This is a genomic window from Streptomyces sp. BYX5S (genome assembly GCF_054724165.1).
The window spans coordinates 7,127,366-7,147,688 of sequence record NZ_CM138829.1; the positions used below are offsets into that span (position 1 = coordinate 7,127,366).

Annotated in this window: 14 protein-coding genes; 4 read left to right on the top strand and 10 right to left on the bottom strand. The window is 69.7% G+C overall.

All coding sequences use genetic code 11. The annotated features are described in order from the left end of the window. Positions 1-42: 42 nt before the first annotated feature. The 7 genes from ACYBSK_RS32075 to ACYBSK_RS32105 all read right to left on the bottom strand — a co-directional run bounded on the left by ACYBSK_RS32075 (position 43) and on the right by ACYBSK_RS32105 (position 10,729). Positions 43-1,203: an ABC transporter ATP-binding protein gene (locus ACYBSK_RS32075; RefSeq protein ID WP_460244189.1), complete on the bottom strand. Its 1,161-nt coding sequence runs from the start codon at positions 1,201-1,203 to the stop codon at positions 43-45. After that, positions 1,196-2,254, bottom strand: a complete 1,059-nt coding sequence (locus ACYBSK_RS32080) for an ABC transporter ATP-binding protein (RefSeq protein ID WP_460244190.1) — start codon at positions 2,252-2,254, stop codon at positions 1,196-1,198. The genes ACYBSK_RS32075 and ACYBSK_RS32080 overlap by 8 nt, the downstream gene beginning before the upstream one ends. A gap of 16 nt (positions 2,255-2,270) precedes the next feature. After that, positions 2,271-3,242, bottom strand: a complete 972-nt coding sequence (locus ACYBSK_RS32085; RefSeq protein WP_457480754.1) for an ABC transporter permease — start codon at positions 3,240-3,242, stop codon at positions 2,271-2,273. Then, on the bottom strand, positions 3,235-4,164 hold the full coding sequence (locus ACYBSK_RS32090; RefSeq protein WP_457480755.1) for an ABC transporter permease: 930 nt from the start codon (positions 4,162-4,164) through the stop codon (positions 3,235-3,237). The genes ACYBSK_RS32085 and ACYBSK_RS32090 overlap by 8 nt, the downstream gene beginning before the upstream one ends. Before the next feature lie 82 nt (positions 4,165-4,246). After that, positions 4,247-5,878 carry a peptide ABC transporter substrate-binding protein gene (locus ACYBSK_RS32095; protein WP_457480756.1) on the bottom strand — a complete coding sequence of 544 codons (1,632 nt, stop codon included), beginning with the start codon at positions 5,876-5,878 and terminating at the stop codon, positions 4,247-4,249. A 428-nt stretch (positions 5,879-6,306) separates the two neighbouring features. Then, a complete protein-coding gene (gene typA, locus ACYBSK_RS32100; protein ID WP_457480757.1) occupies positions 6,307-8,214 on the bottom strand; it encodes a translational GTPase TypA in 1,908 nt (635 codons plus the stop codon). A 175-nt stretch (positions 8,215-8,389) separates the two neighbouring features. After that, on the bottom strand, positions 8,390-10,729 hold the full coding sequence (locus ACYBSK_RS32105) for an ABC transporter family substrate-binding protein (RefSeq protein ID WP_460244191.1): 2,340 nt from the start codon (positions 10,727-10,729) through the stop codon (positions 8,390-8,392). A gap of 307 nt (positions 10,730-11,036) precedes the next feature. On the opposite strand from ACYBSK_RS32105, the gene ACYBSK_RS32110 reads away from it, so the two are divergent. Genes ACYBSK_RS32110 through ACYBSK_RS32125 form a run of 4 tightly spaced genes read left to right on the top strand, consistent with a single transcriptional unit; the run spans position 11,037 to position 14,935 of the window. Further along, the gene (locus ACYBSK_RS32110; RefSeq protein ID WP_460244192.1) at positions 11,037-11,333 is read left to right on the top strand and encodes a hypothetical protein; all 297 of its coding nucleotides are present in this window, start codon (positions 11,037-11,039) and stop codon (positions 11,331-11,333) included. 58 nt (positions 11,334-11,391) lie between these two features. Next, entirely contained in the window at positions 11,392-12,234 is an 843-nt protein-coding gene (locus ACYBSK_RS32115; RefSeq protein ID WP_460244193.1) for a hypothetical protein, read from the top strand. Next, positions 12,234-14,165: a fumarate reductase/succinate dehydrogenase flavoprotein subunit gene (locus tag ACYBSK_RS32120; RefSeq protein WP_460244194.1), complete on the top strand. Its 1,932-nt coding sequence runs from the start codon at positions 12,234-12,236 to the stop codon at positions 14,163-14,165. The genes ACYBSK_RS32115 and ACYBSK_RS32120 overlap by 1 nt, the downstream gene beginning before the upstream one ends. Further along, on the top strand, positions 14,162-14,935 hold the full coding sequence (locus tag ACYBSK_RS32125) for a succinate dehydrogenase/fumarate reductase iron-sulfur subunit (RefSeq protein ID WP_460244195.1): 774 nt from the start codon (positions 14,162-14,164) through the stop codon (positions 14,933-14,935). Before ACYBSK_RS32120 ends, ACYBSK_RS32125 begins: the two co-directional genes overlap by 4 nt. 252 nt (positions 14,936-15,187) lie before the next feature. Here ACYBSK_RS32125 and argG read toward each other — a convergent pair whose 3' ends face one another. From argG to ACYBSK_RS32140, 3 genes are all read right to left on the bottom strand, one after another. Further along, positions 15,188-16,624, bottom strand: a complete 1,437-nt coding sequence (gene argG, locus ACYBSK_RS32130; RefSeq protein WP_457480764.1) for an argininosuccinate synthase — start codon at positions 16,622-16,624, stop codon at positions 15,188-15,190. A 105-nt stretch (positions 16,625-16,729) separates the two neighbouring features. Further along, a complete protein-coding gene (locus tag ACYBSK_RS32135) occupies positions 16,730-19,612 on the bottom strand; it encodes a SpoIIE family protein phosphatase (RefSeq protein WP_460244196.1) in 2,883 nt (960 codons plus the stop codon). Between the two features lie 186 nt (positions 19,613-19,798). Then, a complete protein-coding gene (locus ACYBSK_RS32140; protein WP_460244197.1) occupies positions 19,799-20,230 on the bottom strand; it encodes an ATP-binding protein in 432 nt (143 codons plus the stop codon). Positions 20,231-20,323: the final 93 nt, after the last annotated feature.

A 20,323-nucleotide genomic window follows, 5' to 3' on the forward strand; every position in this document is an offset into this window, starting at 1 on the left:
CCCGCTCAAAAAGCGGGGGCCGGTCGGCTCGGAAAGGGTGGGTCACGCCGCGTGGACGACGTCCTTCTCCTCCGCGAAGTGGCACGCCGACTCGTGGGCGGCCGGGGTGTCCGAGGTCCGGAAGCGCTCCGGGACCGCCAGGACGGGGATCTCCTCGGCGCACTTGTCCTGCGCCTTCCAGCAGCGGGTGCGGAAGCGGCAGCCGGAGGGCGGGTTGGCCGGCGAGGGCACGTCTCCGGAGAGGATGATGCGCTCGCGGCCCTCACGGGCCTCCGGGTCCGGCACGGGCACGGCCGACAGCAGCGCCTGCGTGTAGGGGTGCGTCGGGTGGTCGTAGATCTGCGCGTCCGTGCCGATCTCCGCCATCTTGCCGAGGTACATGACCCCGACCCGGTCGGAGATGTGCCGGACGATCGACAGGTCGTGCGCGATGAAGATGTAGGACAGGTTGAACTCGTCCTGGAGCTTCTCCATCAGGTTGATGACCTGGGCCTGGACCGAGACGTCGAGCGCCGAGACCGGCTCGTCGCAGATGATGATCTCGGGGTTCAGGGCCAGGCCGCGCGCGATGCCGATGCGCTGGCGCTGACCGCCGGAGAACTGGTGCGGGTACCGGTTGATGTACTCCGGGTTCAGGCCGACGACGTCGAGCAGGTCCTGGACCTTCTGACGACGGCTGCCCCGCGGCGCCACCTCGGGGTGGATCTCGAAGGGCTCCCCGATGATGTCGCCGACCGTCATGCGCGGGTTGAGCGACGTGTACGGGTCCTGGAACACCATCTGGATGTTGCGGCGCACGGCCTTCAGGGCGCGCCCGGACAGCTTGGTGATGTCCTGGCCCTTGTAGAAGACCTCGCCCGCGGTCGCCTTCTCCAGCGTCATCAGCAGCTTGGCGACCGTGGACTTGCCACAGCCGGACTCGCCCACGATGCCGAGGGTCTCGCCCTGGTGCAGGTCGAAGGAGACCCCGTCGACGGCCTTCACGTCACCGACGTGCCGCTTGAACAGGATGCCCTGCGTCAGCGGGAAGTACTTCTTCAGGTTGCGCACCTGAAGGATCGGCTCACCGCGGTCGACCGGCGCCTCGATGGCGGCGACCGCCTCGGCCTCCGCCGCGTCCTTGATCTCCTCGACCGGGGAGACGTTCGGCGTGGCGTCCGACGGCTCCTCGTTCTTGGCGAGGTTCTTGCCGAGCTCAGCCATCGATCGTCTCCTTCCAGAAGTGGCACGCGCTGCCGCGGCCCGCGATCTGCGCACCGTCCCGGTCCGTCACCTGGAGCAGCGGCGGAATGTCGGTGCGGCACACGTCCTGCGCCTGCGCGCAGCGCGGGTTGAAGGCACAACCCGTGGGGATCCGCGTCAGGTTCGGCGGCAGGCCCTTGATCGCGTACAGCTCCTGGCCCTTCTGGTCCAGGCGCGGGATCGACTCCAGCAGACCCTTGGTGTACGGGTGCGCGGGCCGCTTGTACAGCTCGTGCACCGGCGCCGTCTCCACGATCCGGCCCGCGTACATCACGGCGATCTTGTCGGCGACGTCGGCGACCACACCCAGGTCGTGCGTGATGAGGATGAGCCCCATGTTGTACTCGCGCTGAAGCTCCGCGAGCAGGTCCATCACCTGGGCCTGCACCGTCACGTCGAGCGCCGTGGTGGGCTCGTCCGCGATGATCAGGTCCGGCTCCAGGGCGAGCGCCATCGCGATCATGATGCGCTGGCGCATACCGCCGGAGAACTGGTGCGGGTAGTCCCCGACCCGGGCCGCCGCGGCCGGGATGCGCACCCGGTCCATCAGCTCGATGGCCTTGGCCTTGGCGTCCTTCTTGGACATCCCCTGGTGGACCCGGAACATCTCACCGAGCTGGTAGCCCACGGAGAGCACCGGGTTCAGCGAGGAGAGCGCGTCCTGGAAGATCATGGCGATCTTCGCGCCACGGATCTTGCGGCGCTCCTCGCCGGACATCTTGAGCATGTCCTGGCCCCGGAAGAGGATCTCGCCCTGGGGGATCTTGCCGGGCGGCATGTCGAGGATGCCCATGATGGCCTGCGCCGTGACGGACTTGCCGGAGCCGGACTCGCCGAGCACGGCGAGCGTCTCCCCCGCGTCCACGGTGTAGTTCACACCGTTGACCGCCTTGGCCACACCGTCGCGGGTGTGGAACTCCACGTGCAGGTCGCGGACTTCGAGCAGCGGGGCGCCGTCGTCGCCCGCACCGCGCGGAGACGGCACCGAGTCCGTCTTGTCGAGAAGAGTCATGACGAGTACGCCTCCCTCAGCGCAGCTTGGGGTCGAGGGCTTCGCGCACTGCGTCGCCGAGCATGATGAACGCGAGCACCGTCAGGCTGAGCGCGCCTGCCGGGAAGAACAGGATGTGCGGCGCGTTCCGGATGGACTTCACGGCGTCCGAGATGTCCGCACCCCACGATACGTCGTTGGTGCCGAGGCCCAGACCGAGGTACGACAGGGTGGACTCGGCGACGATGACGACACCCAGCTGGATGGTCGCCACGACGATCACCGGGGCGATCGCGTTCGGCAGGATGTGCTTGCGCAGGATCCGGCCGGTGCTCGCTCCGAGTGCCTTGGCCGCCATGACGTAGTCCGCGTGCTTGGCGGTGATCACCGCGCCGCGCATGACGCGCGCGAGGGTGGTCCAGCCGAGGAAGGCGAGGGCCCCGATCACGGTCCAGACGGTGCGGTCGGCGAAGGCGTTGAGGACGACCATCGCGCCGAGGATGAACGGGATGCCGAAGAACACGTCGGTGATCCGCGACAGGGCCGTGTCCCAGAACCCGCCGAAGTAGCCGGCGAGCATGCCGAGCAGACCACCGAACACCGTGGTCAGCACGGTCACGCCGACGCCGACCATGATCGACACTCGGGTGCCGTAGACGACACGGGAGTAGATGGAGCGCCCCTGCGCGTCGTAGCCGAACCAGTCCGGCTGGAAGAGGCTGCCGAGCTTCGGCCTGTCCAGGAAGTGCTTGCTCAGATCGCCGGCCGTCGGGTCCGTGCTGCTGAACAACGACGGGAAGACCGCCATCACCAGCAGGAACAGGATCAGCACGGAGGAGATCAGGAACAGCGGGCGGCGAATGAGATCCGCCCAGGCGTCGGCGGCGAGCGAACGCGGCTTCTCCGGGGCCGGACCGGCCTCGGCGACGGTGGGGCCGACGACGCCCTTGGGCTCCTCGACGACCGCAGCGGCGTCGTTCTTCTGCGTCTTCACGGTGTTCTCAGGCATAACGAATCCTCGGGTCCAGCACCGCGTAGAGCAGGTCGACGAGCAGGTTCGCGACGAGGTAGATCAAGACGAAGACCGTCACCACGCCGACGATGATGCTGCCCTCACGACGGGCGAGCGCCTCGTAGAGGAGATTGCCCACGCCCTGCACGTTGAAGATGCCCTCGGTGACGACGGCGCCCGCCATCAGCGCGCCGATGTCGGTGCCGAGGTAGGTGACCACCGGGATGAGGGAGTTGCGCAGCAGGTGCATGGAGACCACCCGACGCTGCGGAAGCCCCTTGGCGACGGCCGTGCGGATGTAGTCGGCGCGCGAGTTCTCGGCGATCGAGGTGCGGGTGAGCCGCGCGATGTACGCCAGCGAGAGCGAGCCGAGCACGAGCGCCGGCAGCAGCAACTGCCCCATGTTCATGGAGTCCTGGACGTTGGGCGTGACCCAGCCCAGCTGCGTACCGATGATCTGCTGGCCGAGCAGGCCGAGCACGAAGACGGGTACGGAGATCACCAGGAGCGTGAAGACGGTGACGCTGGTGTCGATCAGCTTGCCGCGGCGGATGCCGGCGAGCACGCCGAGGAAAATGCCGACGACCATCTCGAAGGTGAACGCCATCAGCGCAAGACGGATGGAGACCGGGAAAGCGGCCGCCATCTCGTCGATCACGGGGCGGTTGCCCGCGATCGTCACGCCGAACTCACCGTGCAGCAGGTTGCCGAGATAGTGCAGATACTGCTGCCACAGCGGCAGGTCGAGACCGAGATCGTGCTTGATCTTGGCCATCTGCGCCGGGTCCGGCGGCTTGTCGCCCCACAGTGCGGCCACCGGGTCGCCCGGCAGCACGTTCACCATCAGGAAGATCAGAATGGTTGTCCCGAGAAAGACCGGGATCATCTGGAGCAGTCGCCTCGCGACATAGCGCCCCATGGTGCCTCCGTCCATAGCGGAGCAGCCCGTGGTGCAGACCGGGATCGCCGGCCTGCACCACGGGTCAACTGCCCCGGCTGGATTACTTCTTGTAGACCTCGACGTCGTTGAAGTTCGGGTCGCCGTCCTGGCCGAACGTCATGTTCTTGACGTTCTCGGAGTGCCCGGAAATCGTGCGGTTGTACCAGAGCGGGATGCCCGGGAAGCTGTTCTGCAGCTCCTTCTCGGCCTCCTGGTACAGCTTCGCGGACTCGTCGACGGTCTGGGCGGCGTCGGCCTTCTTCACCAGAGCGTCGAAGTTCTTGTCCGAGAAGTCGCCCTTGTTGCCGGCGACACCGGTGCCGTAGAGGTCACGCAGGAAGTTGCCGTTGAACGGGTAGTCGAGCACCCAGCCCGACCGGTAGAAGGACTTGACCTGCTTGGCGTCGCGCACCTTCAGGTCGGCCTGGAAGTCCGTCTTGGCGTCACCCTCGCACTCGACGCCCGTGGCCTTCTTGATCGAGTTGCAGACCGCGACGACCCAGTCCTTGTGCGGCTGGTCGGCGTTGTACTGGATCGAGATCTTGTTGCCCGGAACGCCGCCGCCTTCCTTGATGAGCTCCTTCGCCTTGCTCGGGTTGTACTTGCAGTACTCGCCGCAGGCGTCCTTCTGGTAGCCCAGCACGCCCTTGGCGACCCAACCGGTCGCGGACTCGCGCGTGTTGTAGAAGACGGTCTTGTTGATGGTGTCGCGGTCGATCGCCATCGACAGGCCCTGGAGGACCTTCACGTCGATGTCCTTGAGGCCCTTGGCGTAGAACGCGGGGTTGATCGTGTTGATCGCCGCGTAGTCCTGCTCGATCGCGCGGTCGCCGAGGTCCTGCTTGTAGTTCGCGAGCTCGGAGTTCGGGACGATCGGCATGGAGTCGACGTTGTTCGACACCAGGTCGTTGTACGCGGCGGTGTCCGACGTGTACGCCTTGAGGTTCAGGCCGCCGTTCTTCGCCTTGTCCGGGCCCTTGTAGTCGTCGTTCCGCGTGAGCTGGATCGACTTCTTGTGCTCCCAGGACTTGAACTTGTAGGCGCCGTTGCCGACCGGCTTCTCGCCGTAGCCCTTCGGGTCCTTGAAGAAGCCGCTGGGCAGCGGCGAGAAGACCGGGTAGGCCAGCTTGTAGTGGAAGTACGGGACACCGTCGGTCAGGGTGATCGTGAACGTGTTGTCGTCCACGACCTTCAGGCCGGACATGGTGTCCTTCTTGGCCTTGCCCTTCTCGGGGTGGACATCGGCGTAACCCTCGATGTCCGAGAACCAGGAGGAGTTGACCTGGTTGTTCTTGACGTTGGCGGCCCAGTTCCAGGCGTCCACGAAGGACTTGGAGGTGACCGTCTCGCCGTTGTGGAACTTCCAGCCCGGCTTGAGCTTGACCGTCCAGACCTTGTTGTCCTTGTCGGGCGTGACCGACTCGGCGTTGGTCATGGTGATCTCGCCCTTGTCGTCGTAGTCGACAAGACCGGCGAAGATCGCCTCGATGGTGACGGAGCCGTACGCCTCCATCGTGTTGGCGGGCTGCAGCGGGTTCTGCGGCTCACCGTTGGCGTACGTGACGATGCCGTTCGGGTCGATCTCCCGGTTGGCGTTGTCGTTGCCGCTGTCGCCGCCGCCACCACAGGCCGTCGCACCGAGGGCTATAACTGCGGCCGCCGCGACCCACTTGGCGCTCTTGGCACCACGCATGGGTTCCTCCTCATGAGTCCACTTGTCACTGCAGAAGTGGGCACTCCTCGACGCCGCCGCCACCCCTGACGGCCGGCAGTCCGGTGCCCCAGTGTGCTCGTGAGTCGGCGCTCCCCACTGCGCGTGACCCATTGACCCGAGCTCTACGCGGATAACTATTAGCCATGGGCCACCTGGCGACCACACCCTTCGGGTCTCGGTTCGATCACATCTGATGTGTACATCTTCCAAAATCTGGACAAATCGATCCGAGATAGATGGACGCGAAACGGACGCGTTACATACCTAACGGTCATCACGCACCGACTATCGAACTGTTCGCGGACGAAATCGAGTTGCGCAAGGTGTACGGGGCTGCTGTACCACTTACCGGAACGCAAAGGGCCCGGCGCCCCCCGAAGGGGGTGCCGGGCCCGACTGCCGTCAGGTCAGTTGTGCTTGGCGCGCGAAGCCGTGCGGCCGCGCTCCTTCTGGTCCAGGACGACCTTGCGGATGCGGACGGCCTCCGGGGTCACCTCGACGCACTCGTCGTCGCGGCAGAACTCCAGGGACTGCTCCAGGGACAGCTTGCGGGCCGGGACGACGTTCTCCGTCGAGTCCGCGGACGCCGCACGCATGTTGGTGAGCTTCTTCTCCTTGGTGATGTTCACGTCCATGTCGTCGGCGCGCGAGTTCTCACCGACGATCATGCCCTCGTACACCTCGGTGCCGGGCTCGGTGAACAGCACACCGCGCTCCTGGAGGTTGATCATCGCGAAGGGGGTGACCGAACCGGCGCGGTCGGCGACGAGCGAACCGTTGTTACGGGTCGTCAGCGTGCCGAACCACGGCTCGTGGCCCTCGTGGATGGAGTGGGCGATGCCCGTGCCGCGGGTGTTCGTCAGGAACTCCGTACGGAAACCGATGAGGCCGCGGGACGGGACGACGAACTCCATGCGGACCCAGCCGGAGCCGTGGTTCGACATGTTGTCCATGCGGCCCTTGCGGACGCCCATGAGCTGCGTGACGGCGCCCATGTGCTCCTCGGGGACGTCCACCGTGAGGCGCTCGACCGGCTCGTGGACCTTGCCGTCGATCTCCTTGGTGACGACCTGCGGCTTGCCGATCGTCAGCTCGAAGCCCTCGCGGCGCATCTGCTCGACGAGGATGGCCAGCGCCAGCTCACCGCGGCCCTGCACCTCCCAGGCGTCGGGGCGCTCGGTGTCGAGGACGCGCAGCGAGACGTTACCGATCAGCTCGCGGTCGAGGCGGTCCTTGACCTGGCGGGCGGTGACCTTGCGGTCCTTGACGCTCGACTTCGCGTCGGCGCCCTTGCCGCCACCACCACGGCCGACCAGCGGCGAGGTGTTCGTACCGATGGTCATGGAGATCGCGGGCTGGTCCACCGTGATCAGCGGCAGGGCGACCGGGTTCTCCGGGTCGGCCAGGGTCTCGCCGATCATGATCTCGGGGATGCCGGCGACCGCGCAGATGTCACCCGGACCCGCCTTCTCGGCGGGCTTGCGGGTGAGCGCCTCGGTCATCAGCAGCTCGGTGATGCGCACGTTCGAGACCGTGCCGTCGCGCTTGATCCAGGCCACGGTCTGGCCCTTGCGCAGCTCGCCCTGCTCGACGCGGAGCAGCGCGATACGGCCGAGGAAGTTGTCGGCGTCGAGGTTGGTGACGTGGGCCTGGAGCGGCGCGTCCTCGTCGTACGTCGGGGCCGGGACGTGCTCCAGGATCGTGGAGAAGAACGGCTCCAGGTTGGTGGAGTCCGCCGGGACCGTGCCGTCCTCCGGCTTGGTCAGCGAGGCGACGCCGTCGCGGCCGCAGGCGTAGACGATCGGGAACTCGATCTGGTCCTCGTCGGCGTCCAGGTCGAGGAAGAGGTCGTACGTCTCGTTGACGACCTCGTCGATGCGCGAGTCGGGCCGGTCCGTCTTGTTGATGCACAGGATGACCGGGAGGCGCTGCTGGAGCGCCTTGCGCAGCACGAAACGGGTCTGCGGGAGCGGGCCCTCGGAGGCGTCCACGAGCAGGACCACCGCGTCCACCATCGACAGACCGCGCTCGACCTCGCCACCGAAGTCGGCGTGGCCCGGGGTGTCGATGATGTTGATCGTGATGACGTCGCCGCCATCCTTCGGGTGGTACTTGACGGCCGTGTTCTTGGCCAGGATCGTGATGCCCTTCTCACGCTCCAGGTCGTTCGAGTCCATCATGCGGTCGTCGAGGGACTCGGCAGCGTGCGCGGCGAAGGAACCGGCCTGCTTGAGCATGGCGTCGACGATGGTCGTCTTGCCGTGGTCGACGTGGGCGACGATGGCGACGTTACGGATGTCGTGGCGCGTGGCCATATTGCGGCGTACTCCCGGAGTGAAGGGTCGGCTGCACGTACATCTTTGGTACGCACGCCCTGCCGGGCTGGACACGCCACGGCCTCACCCCATGGTACGTGGCTCGACGACGGCCGGCTCAGCCGGGCCGTGCGGGCCGCCGGGAAGGCGGCGGCCCGCTCCGTGAAACCGCAGGTCAGCCGGCATCCTTCGCGGGTGCGCCGTGGGCCTTGGCACCCGGCTTGAGGAAGCCGATGTCCTCGTAGGACGGCTGCTGGAAGCCGAACGCCCCGGCGTTCACCAGGTTCGCCTTCGCGGCCACCAGCTCGGGGCGCTGATAGAGAGGAATCGATCCTGCTGCGGCCCAGATGCGTTCGTCGGCCTGCCGCACCAGCGAGCGCGCCTTCTCCTCGTCGAGCTCGCCGGCGGCCTGCTCGAAGAGCTGGTCGATGTGGTCGGTGCCGACCCGCGTGTAGTTCTGCTCGACCGTGAGCGAACCGTCGGCGGCCGGGACCGGCTTGGCGTAGATCGGGCGGCCGTCGGTGGCGGGGTAGGCGGAGCCGGGCCAGGAGTACAGCGCCAGGTCGTAGTCGCCCGCCGCGATGTGGTCCTTGAAGTAGTCCGCGTCGTCGACCTTCGTGACGTCGGTGCGCACGCCGATCTTCTCCAGCATGGCCGAGATCCGGTCGGCCACGGACTGCAACTGCTCGGCGTCGGGCCCGGCCGGCAGCACGAAGTTCAGGGTCAGCGGCTTGCCGTCCTTGGCGAGCTGCCCGGCCGCGGCGCCCGCCTTCGCGCCCTTGCCGGCGTCGTCGGAGTCCTTGGCCGCGGCCTGCTCGGGGGCGGGGGTGCCCTTCGGGGCGTACGCGCCGGGGGCCACGCCCTGCTTGGCGTCGTTGGTGTGCCCGCCCGAGTGCCGCTGCTCGTGCTCGGCGGAACGGACCTTCGCGGCGTCGGCCTGGTGCAGCAGCGCGGAGTGCTGGGCGGCGGCGAGGGGGCCGGGGCCGAGCAGCGGGGGCGCGGCGTCGGCGGGCTTGCCGTCCGCGACGCCGCCCGGGTCGCCGGGCTTCTGGTCGTCCTCGCCCATGATGTACGTGCCGTCGTCGGAACCGGCCGAGGTGTCGGAGGCCCGGTCGGCCGTGCCGCCCGCCGTCCGGGGCTTGTCCTTCTTCTCCTCCAGCGGGCCGCCGCGCACCCAGCCCGCCTCCGCGAGCAGCGCCTGCGCCTTCTCGGCGTCCTGCGTGCCGAGCGCGTCGCTGTTGTCGGCGTACGCGGCCTGTCCGGACAGGGCGAGGTGGCTGCCGACGGCGCCCGCGGGCAGGCCGAGCGGCTTGAGCACGCCTTCCGCGAGCTTCGAACGGTCGAGGGCGCGGGCCACGGCCTGGCGCACCCGCTCGTCGGCGAGCGGGCCGCTCGACCCGTTCAGGGCGAGCTGGGTGTAGGCGGGCTCCAGCGACTTGCGGACGACGAAGCCGTCGAGCTTCGACTGCTCCTTCGCGTACTTCTTCACGGCCTTCTTGGTCTTGGCGCGGGCCTCCAGCTCCGACTCCGCGACCTCCCAGTCCTCGCTGTGGGCGCGCGCCCAGGAGCGCAGCGCGTCGCCGGAGGTGGCACCGGCGCCGGGGCCGTGCGCGAGCGGGCCGGAGGCGCCCTTGTCACGGGCGGCGTACGCGATGCGCTCGGCGGCCTTGGGGTCGACGTCGGCGAGGTCCAGTTTCCCGGCGGCGAGGGCGGCGGGCCGCTTGTCCCGCGCGACCGCGGTGAGCTTGAGCTTCTCCAGCTTGGCGGGGCTGCCCCACCAGCGGGGGTTGCGGTCCAGCGTGACGGTCTTGCCGCTCCGGTCGATCCTGTCCACCGCGAAGGGTCCGGCGGTCACCTTCAGCGCGCGGCGGGCGCCCTCGTTGAAGGCGTCCGGGGTCCCCATGACGTCCTTGGGGTACAGCGGCGAGAACAGCGAGCGCCAGTCCGCGTACGGCTTGGCGAACGTGACCCGGACCTCCAGGTCGTCCTTGCCGCGCTCGACCTTCTCGATGCGGTCGTAGCCCACGTTGTGGGCCGTCCAGTACGCGCTGTTCTTTCCGGACAGGGCGCGCCACTGCGCGGCGAAGTCGGCGGCACCGATCTCCCGGCCGTCGCTCCACACCGCCTGCTGGTTCAGCTTGTACAGCACGACCTGCTTGGGCTCGGTCTTGATGACCTCGGCCTTCTCCAGGTAGTCGGGGTCGGCCTGCGGGCGGCCCTGCGCGTCGAGGCGGAACAGCGAGGGCAGTACGGCCCCGGTGATCCGGCTGGTGGCGGCGCCGGCGTCCGCCTGGAAGGCGTTGAGCGTCTGGGGCACGGCGTCGATCGCCCACCGCAGCGTGCCGCCGTCCTTGACCTGGGAGCGGGCGGCCGTCGCGAGGTCGGGCGCGGCGGCGGGCTCGCCCGCCGGATCGTCGGAACCGCAGCCGGCGAGCGCGGTCACGGCGAGCGCACCGCTCACGAGGAACGCGGCCGAGCGTGCGGCGGCTCCTGGGCGCCTAAGGACGTGGGGCATCACGGGTACCTCCGGGACTGGCCGGTTTTGTCTCGTTTGGCGGTATATGGAGCTGATCACATCTATCGGCCAACTGAAGTGGATCCGGCGGGGGCCGCCGCCCGACACGCCCAGGGGCCGCCCCGAAGCCACCCGTGCGGCCCAAAGGAATGCGGCCCGGACGGCGTGAACACGCGGGCGCGCACCACGGCGCACACCGGCAATCCGCACGGATCCCTTACGGATCCCTTCACAAACGGCAATGTGACGCGCGACACTCGCAGGCGCATGAGCATCTCCGCCGCACCAGCGGAAGTGAGGCCAAGTCATGGCTCTGCACGACGACTTGACGGCTATTCAGCGCTGCGTCGACGATCTCGCACGCGCCGTGGGGCGCCTGGCGCCGCAGCTCGAAGGCGTCGCGGGCGGCCCGGATCTGCGCCGGGTACGTGCCGACACCGAGCATCTGCGCGAGAGCGTCGCCCTGCTGCGCGAGACGGCGGCGGCGCAGGGCACGCCGCGCCGCCCGGATCTCGTGACGATCCCGGACGCCCCCTACGACTCGTCCCTGTGGACCGATTCGGACGACGAGGGGCTCGGCGCGCGGGACCGGCACGCACCCTGACCCGCACCGCACCCCACCGCACCACTCCCGTCCCCCGTCCCTGCGAGCGGAGGCTTCGTTGGCCACCGGCACGGAACCCACCAGTACCGAAGATCCCCATACCGAAGGCGGCACCGGCGTCCGGGGGCGGACGCGTGCCGCGATCGCCGCGCCCCATCTGCGCACCGACCGCTGGTGGCTGGCCCCGGCCGCGACCGCGGGCGGGCTGCTCGCCTTCATCGTCTACTCGACGTGGCGGGCCTTCGCGAACGCCGACTACTACGCGGCCCCGTACGTCTCACCGTTCTACTCGCCGTGCCTCGCGGACAACTGCGAGCCGATGCGGAGCGGCCCCAACTGGGAGGTCTTCGGCAGCTGGTGGGGCCTGTCCCCCGCACTGCTCATCCTGATCTTCCCGCTCGGCTTCCGGCTGACCTGCTACTACTACCGCAAGGCCTACTACCGGGGCTTCTGGGCGTCGCCGCCGGCCTGCGCGGTGGCGGAGCCGCACAAGAAATACAGCGGCGAGACGAAGTTCCCGCTGATCCTCCAGAACATCCACCGCTACTTCTTCTACGCGGCCGTGCTCGTCGCCTGCATCCTCACCTACGACACGGTGCTGGCGTTCCGCGACGAGAACTACGAGTGGGGCCACATGGGCCTCGGCACGCTGGTCTTCCTGGCGAACATCGTGCTGATCTGGGCCTACACGATCTCCTGCCACTCCTGCCGGCACATCGTCGGCGGACGGCTCAAGCACTTCTCGAAACACCCGGTGCGGTATCGGCTCTGGGGCTGGGTCGGGAAACTGAACGCCCGTCACATGCTGCTTGCCTGGGCCTCGTTGGTGAGCGTGGCGCTCGCCGACTTCTACGTGTACCTGGTCGCGTCCGGTGCTTTCGACGATCCGAGGTTTTTCTGATGTCAGTAGTGCAGCGGCAGCAGTGGGATGTTGTCGTGGTGGGCGCCGGCGGGGCGGGGCTGCGGGCCGCGATCGAGGCGCGCGAGCAGGGCGCCCGTACGGCGGTCATCTGCAAGTCGCTGTTCGGCAAGGCCCACACGGTGATGGCGGAGGGCGGCATCGCCGCCTCCATGGGCAACGTGAACTCCGGGGACAGCTGGCAGGTCCACTTCCGCGACACGATGCGCGGCGGCAAATTCCTCAACCAGTGGCGGATGGCGGAGCTGCACGCGCAGGAAGCCCCCGACCGGGTATGGGAGTTGGAGACCTGGGGCGCCCTGTTCGACCGCACCGGGGACGGGCGGATCTCGCAGCGGAACTTCGGCGGGCACGAGTACCCGCGGCTCGCGCACGTCGGCGACCGCACGGGCCTGGAGCTGATCCGGACGCTCCAGCAGAAGATCGTCCAGCTCCAGCAGCAGGACTTCAAGGAGACCGGCGACTACGAGTCCGGCCTGAAGGTCTTCCAGGAGTGCACGGTCACGCGCGTGCTGAAGGACGAGGACGGCGTGGTCTGCGGCACGTTCTGCTACGAACGCGAGAGCGGCCGCTTCTTCGTCATCGAGGCGCCGAGCGTGGTCCTCGCGACCGGCGGCATCGGCAAGTCCTTCAAGGTGACGTCGAACTCGTGGGAGTACACGGGCGACGGGCACGCGCTCGCGCTGCTCGCGGGCGCGCCGCTGCTCAACATGGAGTTCGTGCAGTTCCACCCGACAGGGATGGTCTGGCCGCCGTCGGTGAAGGGGATCCTCGTCACGGAGTCCGTGCGCGGCGACGGCGGGGTGCTGCGCAACTCCGAGGGCAAGCGGTTCATGTTCGACTACGTCCCCGACGTGTTCAAGGAGAAGTACGCGCAGTCGGAGGAGGAGGGCGACCGCTGGTACGACGACCCGGACCACAACCGCCGTCCCCCTGAACTGCTGCCGCGCGACGAGGTGGCGCGCGCCATCAACGCGGAGGTGAAGGCGGGGCGCGGGTCGCCGCACGGGGGCGTGTTCCTCGACGTGTCGACGCGCATGCCCGCCGACACGATCCGGCGCCGGCTGCCCTCCATGTACCACCAGTTCAAGGAGCTGGCGGACGTCGACATCACGGCCGAGGCGATGGAGGTCGGGCCGACCTGTCACTACGTGATGGGCGGCATCGCCGTCGACTCGGACACGGCGGCGGCGCGCGGCGTGCCAGGGCTTTACGCGGCCGGTGAGGTGGCCGGCGGTATGCACGGCTCGAACCGGCTGGGCGGGAACTCGCTCTCCGACCTGCTGGTGTTCGGGCGGCGGGCGGGGCTGCACGCGGCGTCGTACGCGCGCTCGCGCATCGCCCGTCCGGTGGTGGCGGACGAGCAGATCGACACGGCGGCGGCGGAGGCGCTGCGGCCGTTCTCGGCGGAGGGGCCCGAGGAGGGCGTCACGCCGGAGAATCCGTACACCCTGCACCAGGAGTTGCAGCAGGCGATGAACGACCTCGTCGGCATCATCCGGCGGGAGGCGGAGATGGAGGAGGCGCTGCGCAGGCTCGCGGATCTGCGGGTGCGGGCGCGGCGGGCCGGGGTGGAGGGGCACCGGCAGTTCAATCCGGGCTGGCACCTCGCGCTCGATCTGCGCAACATGCTGCTGGTCAGCGAGTGCGTCGCGCGGGCGGCCCTGGAGCGTACGGAGTCGCGCGGCGGGCACACCCGCGAGGACCACCCGGCGATGGACCGCACGTGGCGCCGCGCCAATCTGCTGTGCCAGCTCCGGGATCCGACGGGGGGCCTGGCGGCCACGGACCCGGTGCGCGGCCAGATCACCCTCACGCGTGAGACGACCGAACCGATCCGCCCCGATCTGCTCGCCCTGTTCGAGAAGGAGGAGCTGGTGAAGTACCTGGCCGAAGAGGAGCTTTTCGAGTGAGCAGCTACGAGGCGGCCTTCCGGGTGTGGCGGGGCGACGTCGGCGGGGGCGGTCTGGAGGACTTCACGGTCGAGGTGAACGACGGCGAGGTGGTCCTCGACATCATCCACCGCCTCCAGGCGACGCAGGCCCCCGACCTGGCGGTCCGCTGGAACTGCAAGGCGGGCAAGTGCGGTTCGTGCTCGGCGGAGATCAACGGCCGCCCGCGCCTGATGTGCATGACGCGCATGTCGGTGTTCGACCGCACCGACACGATCACGGTGACGCCGCTGCGGGCCTTCCCGGTGGTCCGCGACCTCGTCACCGACGTCGGCTTCAACTACCGCAAGGCCCGCGAGGTCCCGGCCTTCGTCCCGCCCGCCGGGGTGGGCCCCGGCGAGTACCGCATGATGCAGGAGGACGTGGACCGCTCGCAGGAGTTCCGCAAGTGCATCGAGTGCTTCCTGTGCCAGGACACCTGCCATGTCGTCCGTGACCACGAGGACAACAAGGCGGCCTTCGCCGGCCCCCGCTTCCTGATGCGCGTCGCCGAACTCGACATGCACCCCCTGGACGCGGCCGCCGAAACCGGCCTCGACCGCAAGACGACCGCCCAGGACGACCACGGCCTCGGCTACTGCAACATCACCAAATGCTGCACCGAGGTCTGCCCCGAGGGCATCCACATCACCGACAACGCCCTGATCCCCCTGAAGGAACGCGCGGCGGACCGCAAGTACGACCCGGTGGTGTGGCTGGGCAACAAAATCCGCCGCCGCGGTACGAGCTGATCGGGCGGGGCCCCTTGCGGCACCTGCCACCCCGGCCACCGGGCGGCCCCCGGTGCCGCCCGCACACGACTCGGGGCTCCGCCCCGGACCCCGCTGCTCAATCGCCGCAGGGGCTTGAAATGGCTCAGCCGCCGCCGTCGCACTTGAAAGGGGCACGCCGACGGCGTACGTGAAAGGGGCACCCCGACGGCGCACGCGAAAGGGGCACCCCGTTGTCGGGGTGCCCCTTTGCTTGGCGGTCGACCGACGGAGTCAGTCCGTGCCGGATTCCATGGCCGCGCGGTCCAGGGCCTCGTCCTCGGCGGAGGTTTCGCCGCGGGAGGCGATGGCCTGGGCGCCGCCTTCCGGCATGGTGCCGATGAGGCCGGTCACGGCGGTCTGGGCGGCGCCGGTGACGGAGCCGAGGAGGCCGAGGCCCGCGTACTGCTCGAGCTTGCCGCGCGAGTCGGCGATGTCGAGGTTGCGCATGGTCAGCTGGCCGATCCGGTCGACCGGGCCGAACGCCGAGTCCTCGGTGCGCTCCATGGAGAGCTTGTCCGGGTGGTACGAGAAGGCGGGGCCCTGCGTGTCGAGGATCGTGTAGTCCTCGCCGCGGCGCAGGCGCAGCGTGACCTCACCGGTGATCGCCGCGCCGACCCAGCGCTGGAGCGACTCCCGGATCATCAGGGCCTGCGGGTCCAGCCAGCGGCCCTCGTACATGAGGCGGCCGAGGCGCCGGCCCTCCGCGTGGTACTGCGCGACCGTGTCCTCGTTGTGGATCGCGTTGACCAGGCGCTCGTACGCGGCGAAGAGCAGGGCCATGCCCGGCGCCTCGTAGATGCCGCGGCTCTTGGCCTCGATGATCCGGTTCTCGATCTGGTCGGACATGCCCAGGCCGTGGCGGCCGCCGATCGCGTTGGCCTCCATCACCAGGTCGACGGCGGAGGCGAACTCCTTGCCGTTGATCGTGACGGGGCGGCCCTGCTCGAAGCCGATGGTGACGTCCTCGGTGGGGATCTCCACCGACGGGTCCCAGAACTTGACGCCCATGATCGGCTCGACCGTCTCCAGCGAGACGTTCAGGTGCTCCAGGGTCTTCGCCTCGTGCGTGGCACCCCAGATGTTGGCGTCCGTGGAGTACGCCTTCTCCGCCGAGTCCCGGTACGGCAGGCCGTGCTCGACCAGCCACTCCGACATCTCCTGGCGGCCGCCGAGCTCGGTCACGAAGTCCGCGTCGAGCCACGGCTTGTAGATCCGCAGGTTCGGGTTGGCCAGCAGGCCGTAGCGGTAGAACCGCTCGATGTCGTTGCCCTTGTACGTCGAGCCGTCGCCCCAGATCTGGACGTTGTCCTCCAGCATCGCCTTCACCAGCATCGTGCCGGTGACGGCGCGGCCCAGCGGCGTCGTGTTGAAGTACGCGCGACCGCCCGAGCGGATGTGGAACGCGCCGCAGGTCAGCGCGGCCAGACCTTCCTCGACCAGTGCGGCCTTGCAGTCGACGGCGCGCGCGATCTCGGCGCCGTACGCCTTGGCGCGGGCGGGCACGCCCTCGATGTCGGGCTCGTCGTACTGGCCGATGTCGGCGGTGTACGTGCACGGGACGGCGCCCTTGTCACGCATCCACGCGACGGCGACCGACGTGTCGAGGCCGCCCGAGAAGGCGATGCCGACGCGCTCGCCGGCCGGGAGGGAGGTGAGGACCTTGGACATAGGAAGAGTATGCATGACGATGCATGGTCATGCAAAGGGGGGTGCGCGGATGTGGTCGGCGTCACCATCCGTGACCGGCGGCCCGCCCGGCACCCCCGACCGCTCCTAGAACAGGCTGAGCAGCGCCTCCGTCGGATCCGCCAGGCCCGACTCCCCGTCCGGCAGCGGCAGCTCGAACCACACCGTCTTGCCGCGCGGCGTCCGGCGCGATCCCCACGCCGCACTGAGCAGCCCGACGAGCTGGAGCCCGCGCCCGCCCTCGTCGGTGTCCCGCGCCCGGCGGCGGCGCGGCTGCACGAGACCCGCGTCCCACACCTCGCACACCAGCGTGCGGTCGAGCAGCAGGCGCAGCCTGATGTCGCCCTCGCCGTACCGCAGCGCGTTCGTGACCAGCTCGCTGACCAGCAGCTCCGCCGTGTCCACGAGCGGTTCCAGGTCCCATTCGGTCAGCTGCGTCCGCGCGTACTCACGGGCCCGGCCCACCGACTTCGGCTCGCGCGGCAGCGTCCAGTCGCCGACGTTCTCGCTCGGCAGCCCCTGCACGCGGGCCATGAGGAGCGCGATGTCGTCCTCGCCGTGATGCGTGTCGAGGGTGTTGAGGACGTGGTCGCAGACGTCCTCCAGGGCCGGGGACGGGTCGTCGAGCGCGGCGCGGAAGGCGGACAGGCCCTCGTCCAGCGGGTGGTCGCGGGACTCGACCAGACCGTCCGTGTAGAGGGCGAGCAGCGCGCCCTCCGGCAGCTCCACCTCGACCTCCTCGAACGGTTCGCCGCCGACCCCGAGCGGCATCCCCGGCGGTACGTCGAGCATGAGCGCGCCCTCGCCGGGTTCGACGAGGACCGGCGGCAGATGGCCGGCGTTGGCGAACGTGCAGCGCCGGGTCACCGCGTCGTACACGGCGTAGACGCAGGTGGCGAGGTACACCTCGGAGAGGTCCTCGCCGCCGAAGGAGCGCGCGGTGCGGGCCTGCCGGGTGCCCTGCTGGGGGCCGCCGGGCGTGCCGAGACCACGGGCGATCTCGTCCAGCGCGCTGAGCACTTCGGCGGGTTCGAGGTCGAGCAGGGACAACGTCCTTACGGCGGTGCGCAGTTCGCCCATGGCGACGGCGGCGCGCAGACCGCGCCCCATGACGTCGCCTACGACCAACGCCGTGCGGTGGCCGGGGAGTTCGATGACGTCGAACCAGTCGCCGCCGACCTCGGTCGCGGCGTTGCCCGGCCGGTAGCGGCAGGCGATGTCGAGGCCGGCCGCCTCGGGGTCGTCCGGCGGCAGCAGGGAGCGCTGGAGGATCAGCGCGCGCTCGTGCTCGCGGCGGTACAGGCGCGCGTTGTCGATACAGACCGCGGCGCGCGCGGCCAGCTCCACGGCGAGCGCCCGGTCCCGCTCGTTGAACGGCTCGCTGCCCTTCGTACGGGAGAACTGCACGAGCCCGACGACCGTGTCGTGCGCGACCATCGGGACGGCGAGCGTGGACTGCACGAGGCCGCGCTGCTCGTTGGGGAGGGTCTGCGGGCGCGCGGTGCGCAGGGCCTGCGCGCAGGGCGAGTTGAACGCGTAGCGGTGCACCGCTCCCACGTTGACGGGGGCCTCGCCGCCCAGGTCGAGGAACGGCACGTCGGCGACGGCGCTCGCGGCGGCCACCCTGCGCAGCTCGGCGCTGCCGTCGGCGAGGCTGTGCCGGACCAGCGCCGTCTCGTCGCCCGCGAGGAGGCCCTGGTAGAGGTCGACGGAGGCGAGGTCGCAGAAGCCGGGGACGACGACGTCGAGGAGTTCGCGGGCGGTCGTCTCCAGGTCCAGCGAGTTGCCGATCCGGGAGCCCGCCTCGTTCAGGAGCGCCAGGTTGCGGCGGGCGTGCGCGGCCTCGCGGGCGGCGGCGTGCCTGCGGGTGACGTCGGTGGCGAGCCCGGCGACGCCGATGGGGCGGCCCGAACCGCTGTGCACGCGGTAGAGGTTGATGGACCAGTGGCGCCGCTCGGTGGACTCCGGGGCGGGACCGACCAGCTGCATGTCGGTGACGGCGTCACCGGTCTCCAGGACGCGGCGCAGCGCGCCCTGCACCCGGTCCGCCTCGTGGCGCGGCAGGTAGTCGTGGACGGTGCGGCCCCGGTGGTCGTCGACGTGCCCGCCGAAGACCGAGGTGAGGGTGCGGTTGGTGCGCTGGACCTTGAGGTCGGTGCCGAACAGCAGGAAACCGAAGGGAGATTGGCCGAAAATCGCCTGCGAGGCGGCGAGGTCCGTCTCGATGTGCCGCAGCGTCCGTACGTCGACGACGATGCACACCGCGGCGCGCTCGCCGGATTCGGTGGTCGTCGGCATCACGTAGACCTCGGCGAGGGCGGTGGGGCCCCCGGCCGTGCCGCTCGGCGCCTCCGCTTCCGGCTCTGCTTCGTCCGGGGCCGGCTCCGGCACCCGGAACGGGACGACGCCGGTCCACTCCTGGCCGTCCAGGATCTCCGCCATCTTGCGGTGGCCGCGCTCGCGCAGGTCGGCCGGGACGAAGGCCTCGATGGGGTCCTTGCCCACGGCGTCCGCGGCGGCGATCCCGAAGAGGCGGGCGGCCCGCCTGCTCCACTGGTCGATCGCGCCGTCGGGGCCGATCGAGAAGGAGGCGACCTTGATGTAGTCGTAGATCGAGCCCGGCGGACTGGCCTGCCAGAGGTCGGCCCGTCCGGGCTCCTCCTCGGGCTCCTCCACCGCGCCCGGCCCGGCGGCGTCCGCCACGGCCGGGTCCGACGCGACCGGGCCCGCTCCGGCGGGGCTCGATCCGGCCGGGTCCGACGCGACAGGGCCGGGTCCGGCGGTGGCCGGTTCCGGGGTCGGTTCCGGCCGCTCCGTGCCCGCGGCGTCGGGGGCGCCCGCGCTCCGCGGCGCCTGCTGCGCGCGCGGCGTCGGCGCCGCGCCCGAGGGGCCCTCGGACACCCTGCTCTTCGCTGGTATCTCGCTCACGCGAACCGTCCCCTCCAGCTCACCGCGTCCGGCACCGGTCACCGGGGCGGCTGCACGCAGTATCCAGCACTACGGAGCCGCGCAACACGGTGTTCACGATCACACCATGGTCCCGACGCTTTTTGGCCCGTCGGGACCGACTGTTTGCGTACCCAGGGTGCGGGTGCGCCCACACACGGCATCTCACACCCGCCCCTCACCCCCGCGTCTGTCCCACTTGGCCGGGTCCTAACCGGAGCGCGGCGCATCAACCGGCAGGGTGAGTTCGAACCACACCGTCTTCCCGCCGGAGCGGCCGCCGGGCCGGGTGCCCCAGCGCCGGGAGACCTCCGCCACCAGGTGCAGACCGCGGCCGCCCTCGTCGTCGGGGTCGGCGGTGCGGGCGCAGGGCGGGTCGGGCAGCGGGTCGGAGACCTCGACCAGCAGGACGCCTGAGGGGTCGTGCGGGCAGCCGACGCGGACGCCGATGGGGCCGGACGCGTACCGCAGGGAATTGGTCACCAGCTCGCTGACCAGCAGCGCGGCGATGTCCGCCAGTTCGTCGAGTCCCCAGGTCACGAGCTGGGTGCGCACCTCGTCGCGGGCCCTGCGGACGGCCGACGGGTCGGCGGGAAAGGCCCACTCGGCGCAAACGCCTTCGGTGTGGAGCACGCCGATCACTTCCCTGGCCCGCGAGGCAGCTGTCCGGTTTCATAGGGTTAATCGGGATATACCCGTCAGAAGCGGCGTGCTATCGCGAAGTGGGGTACGCCG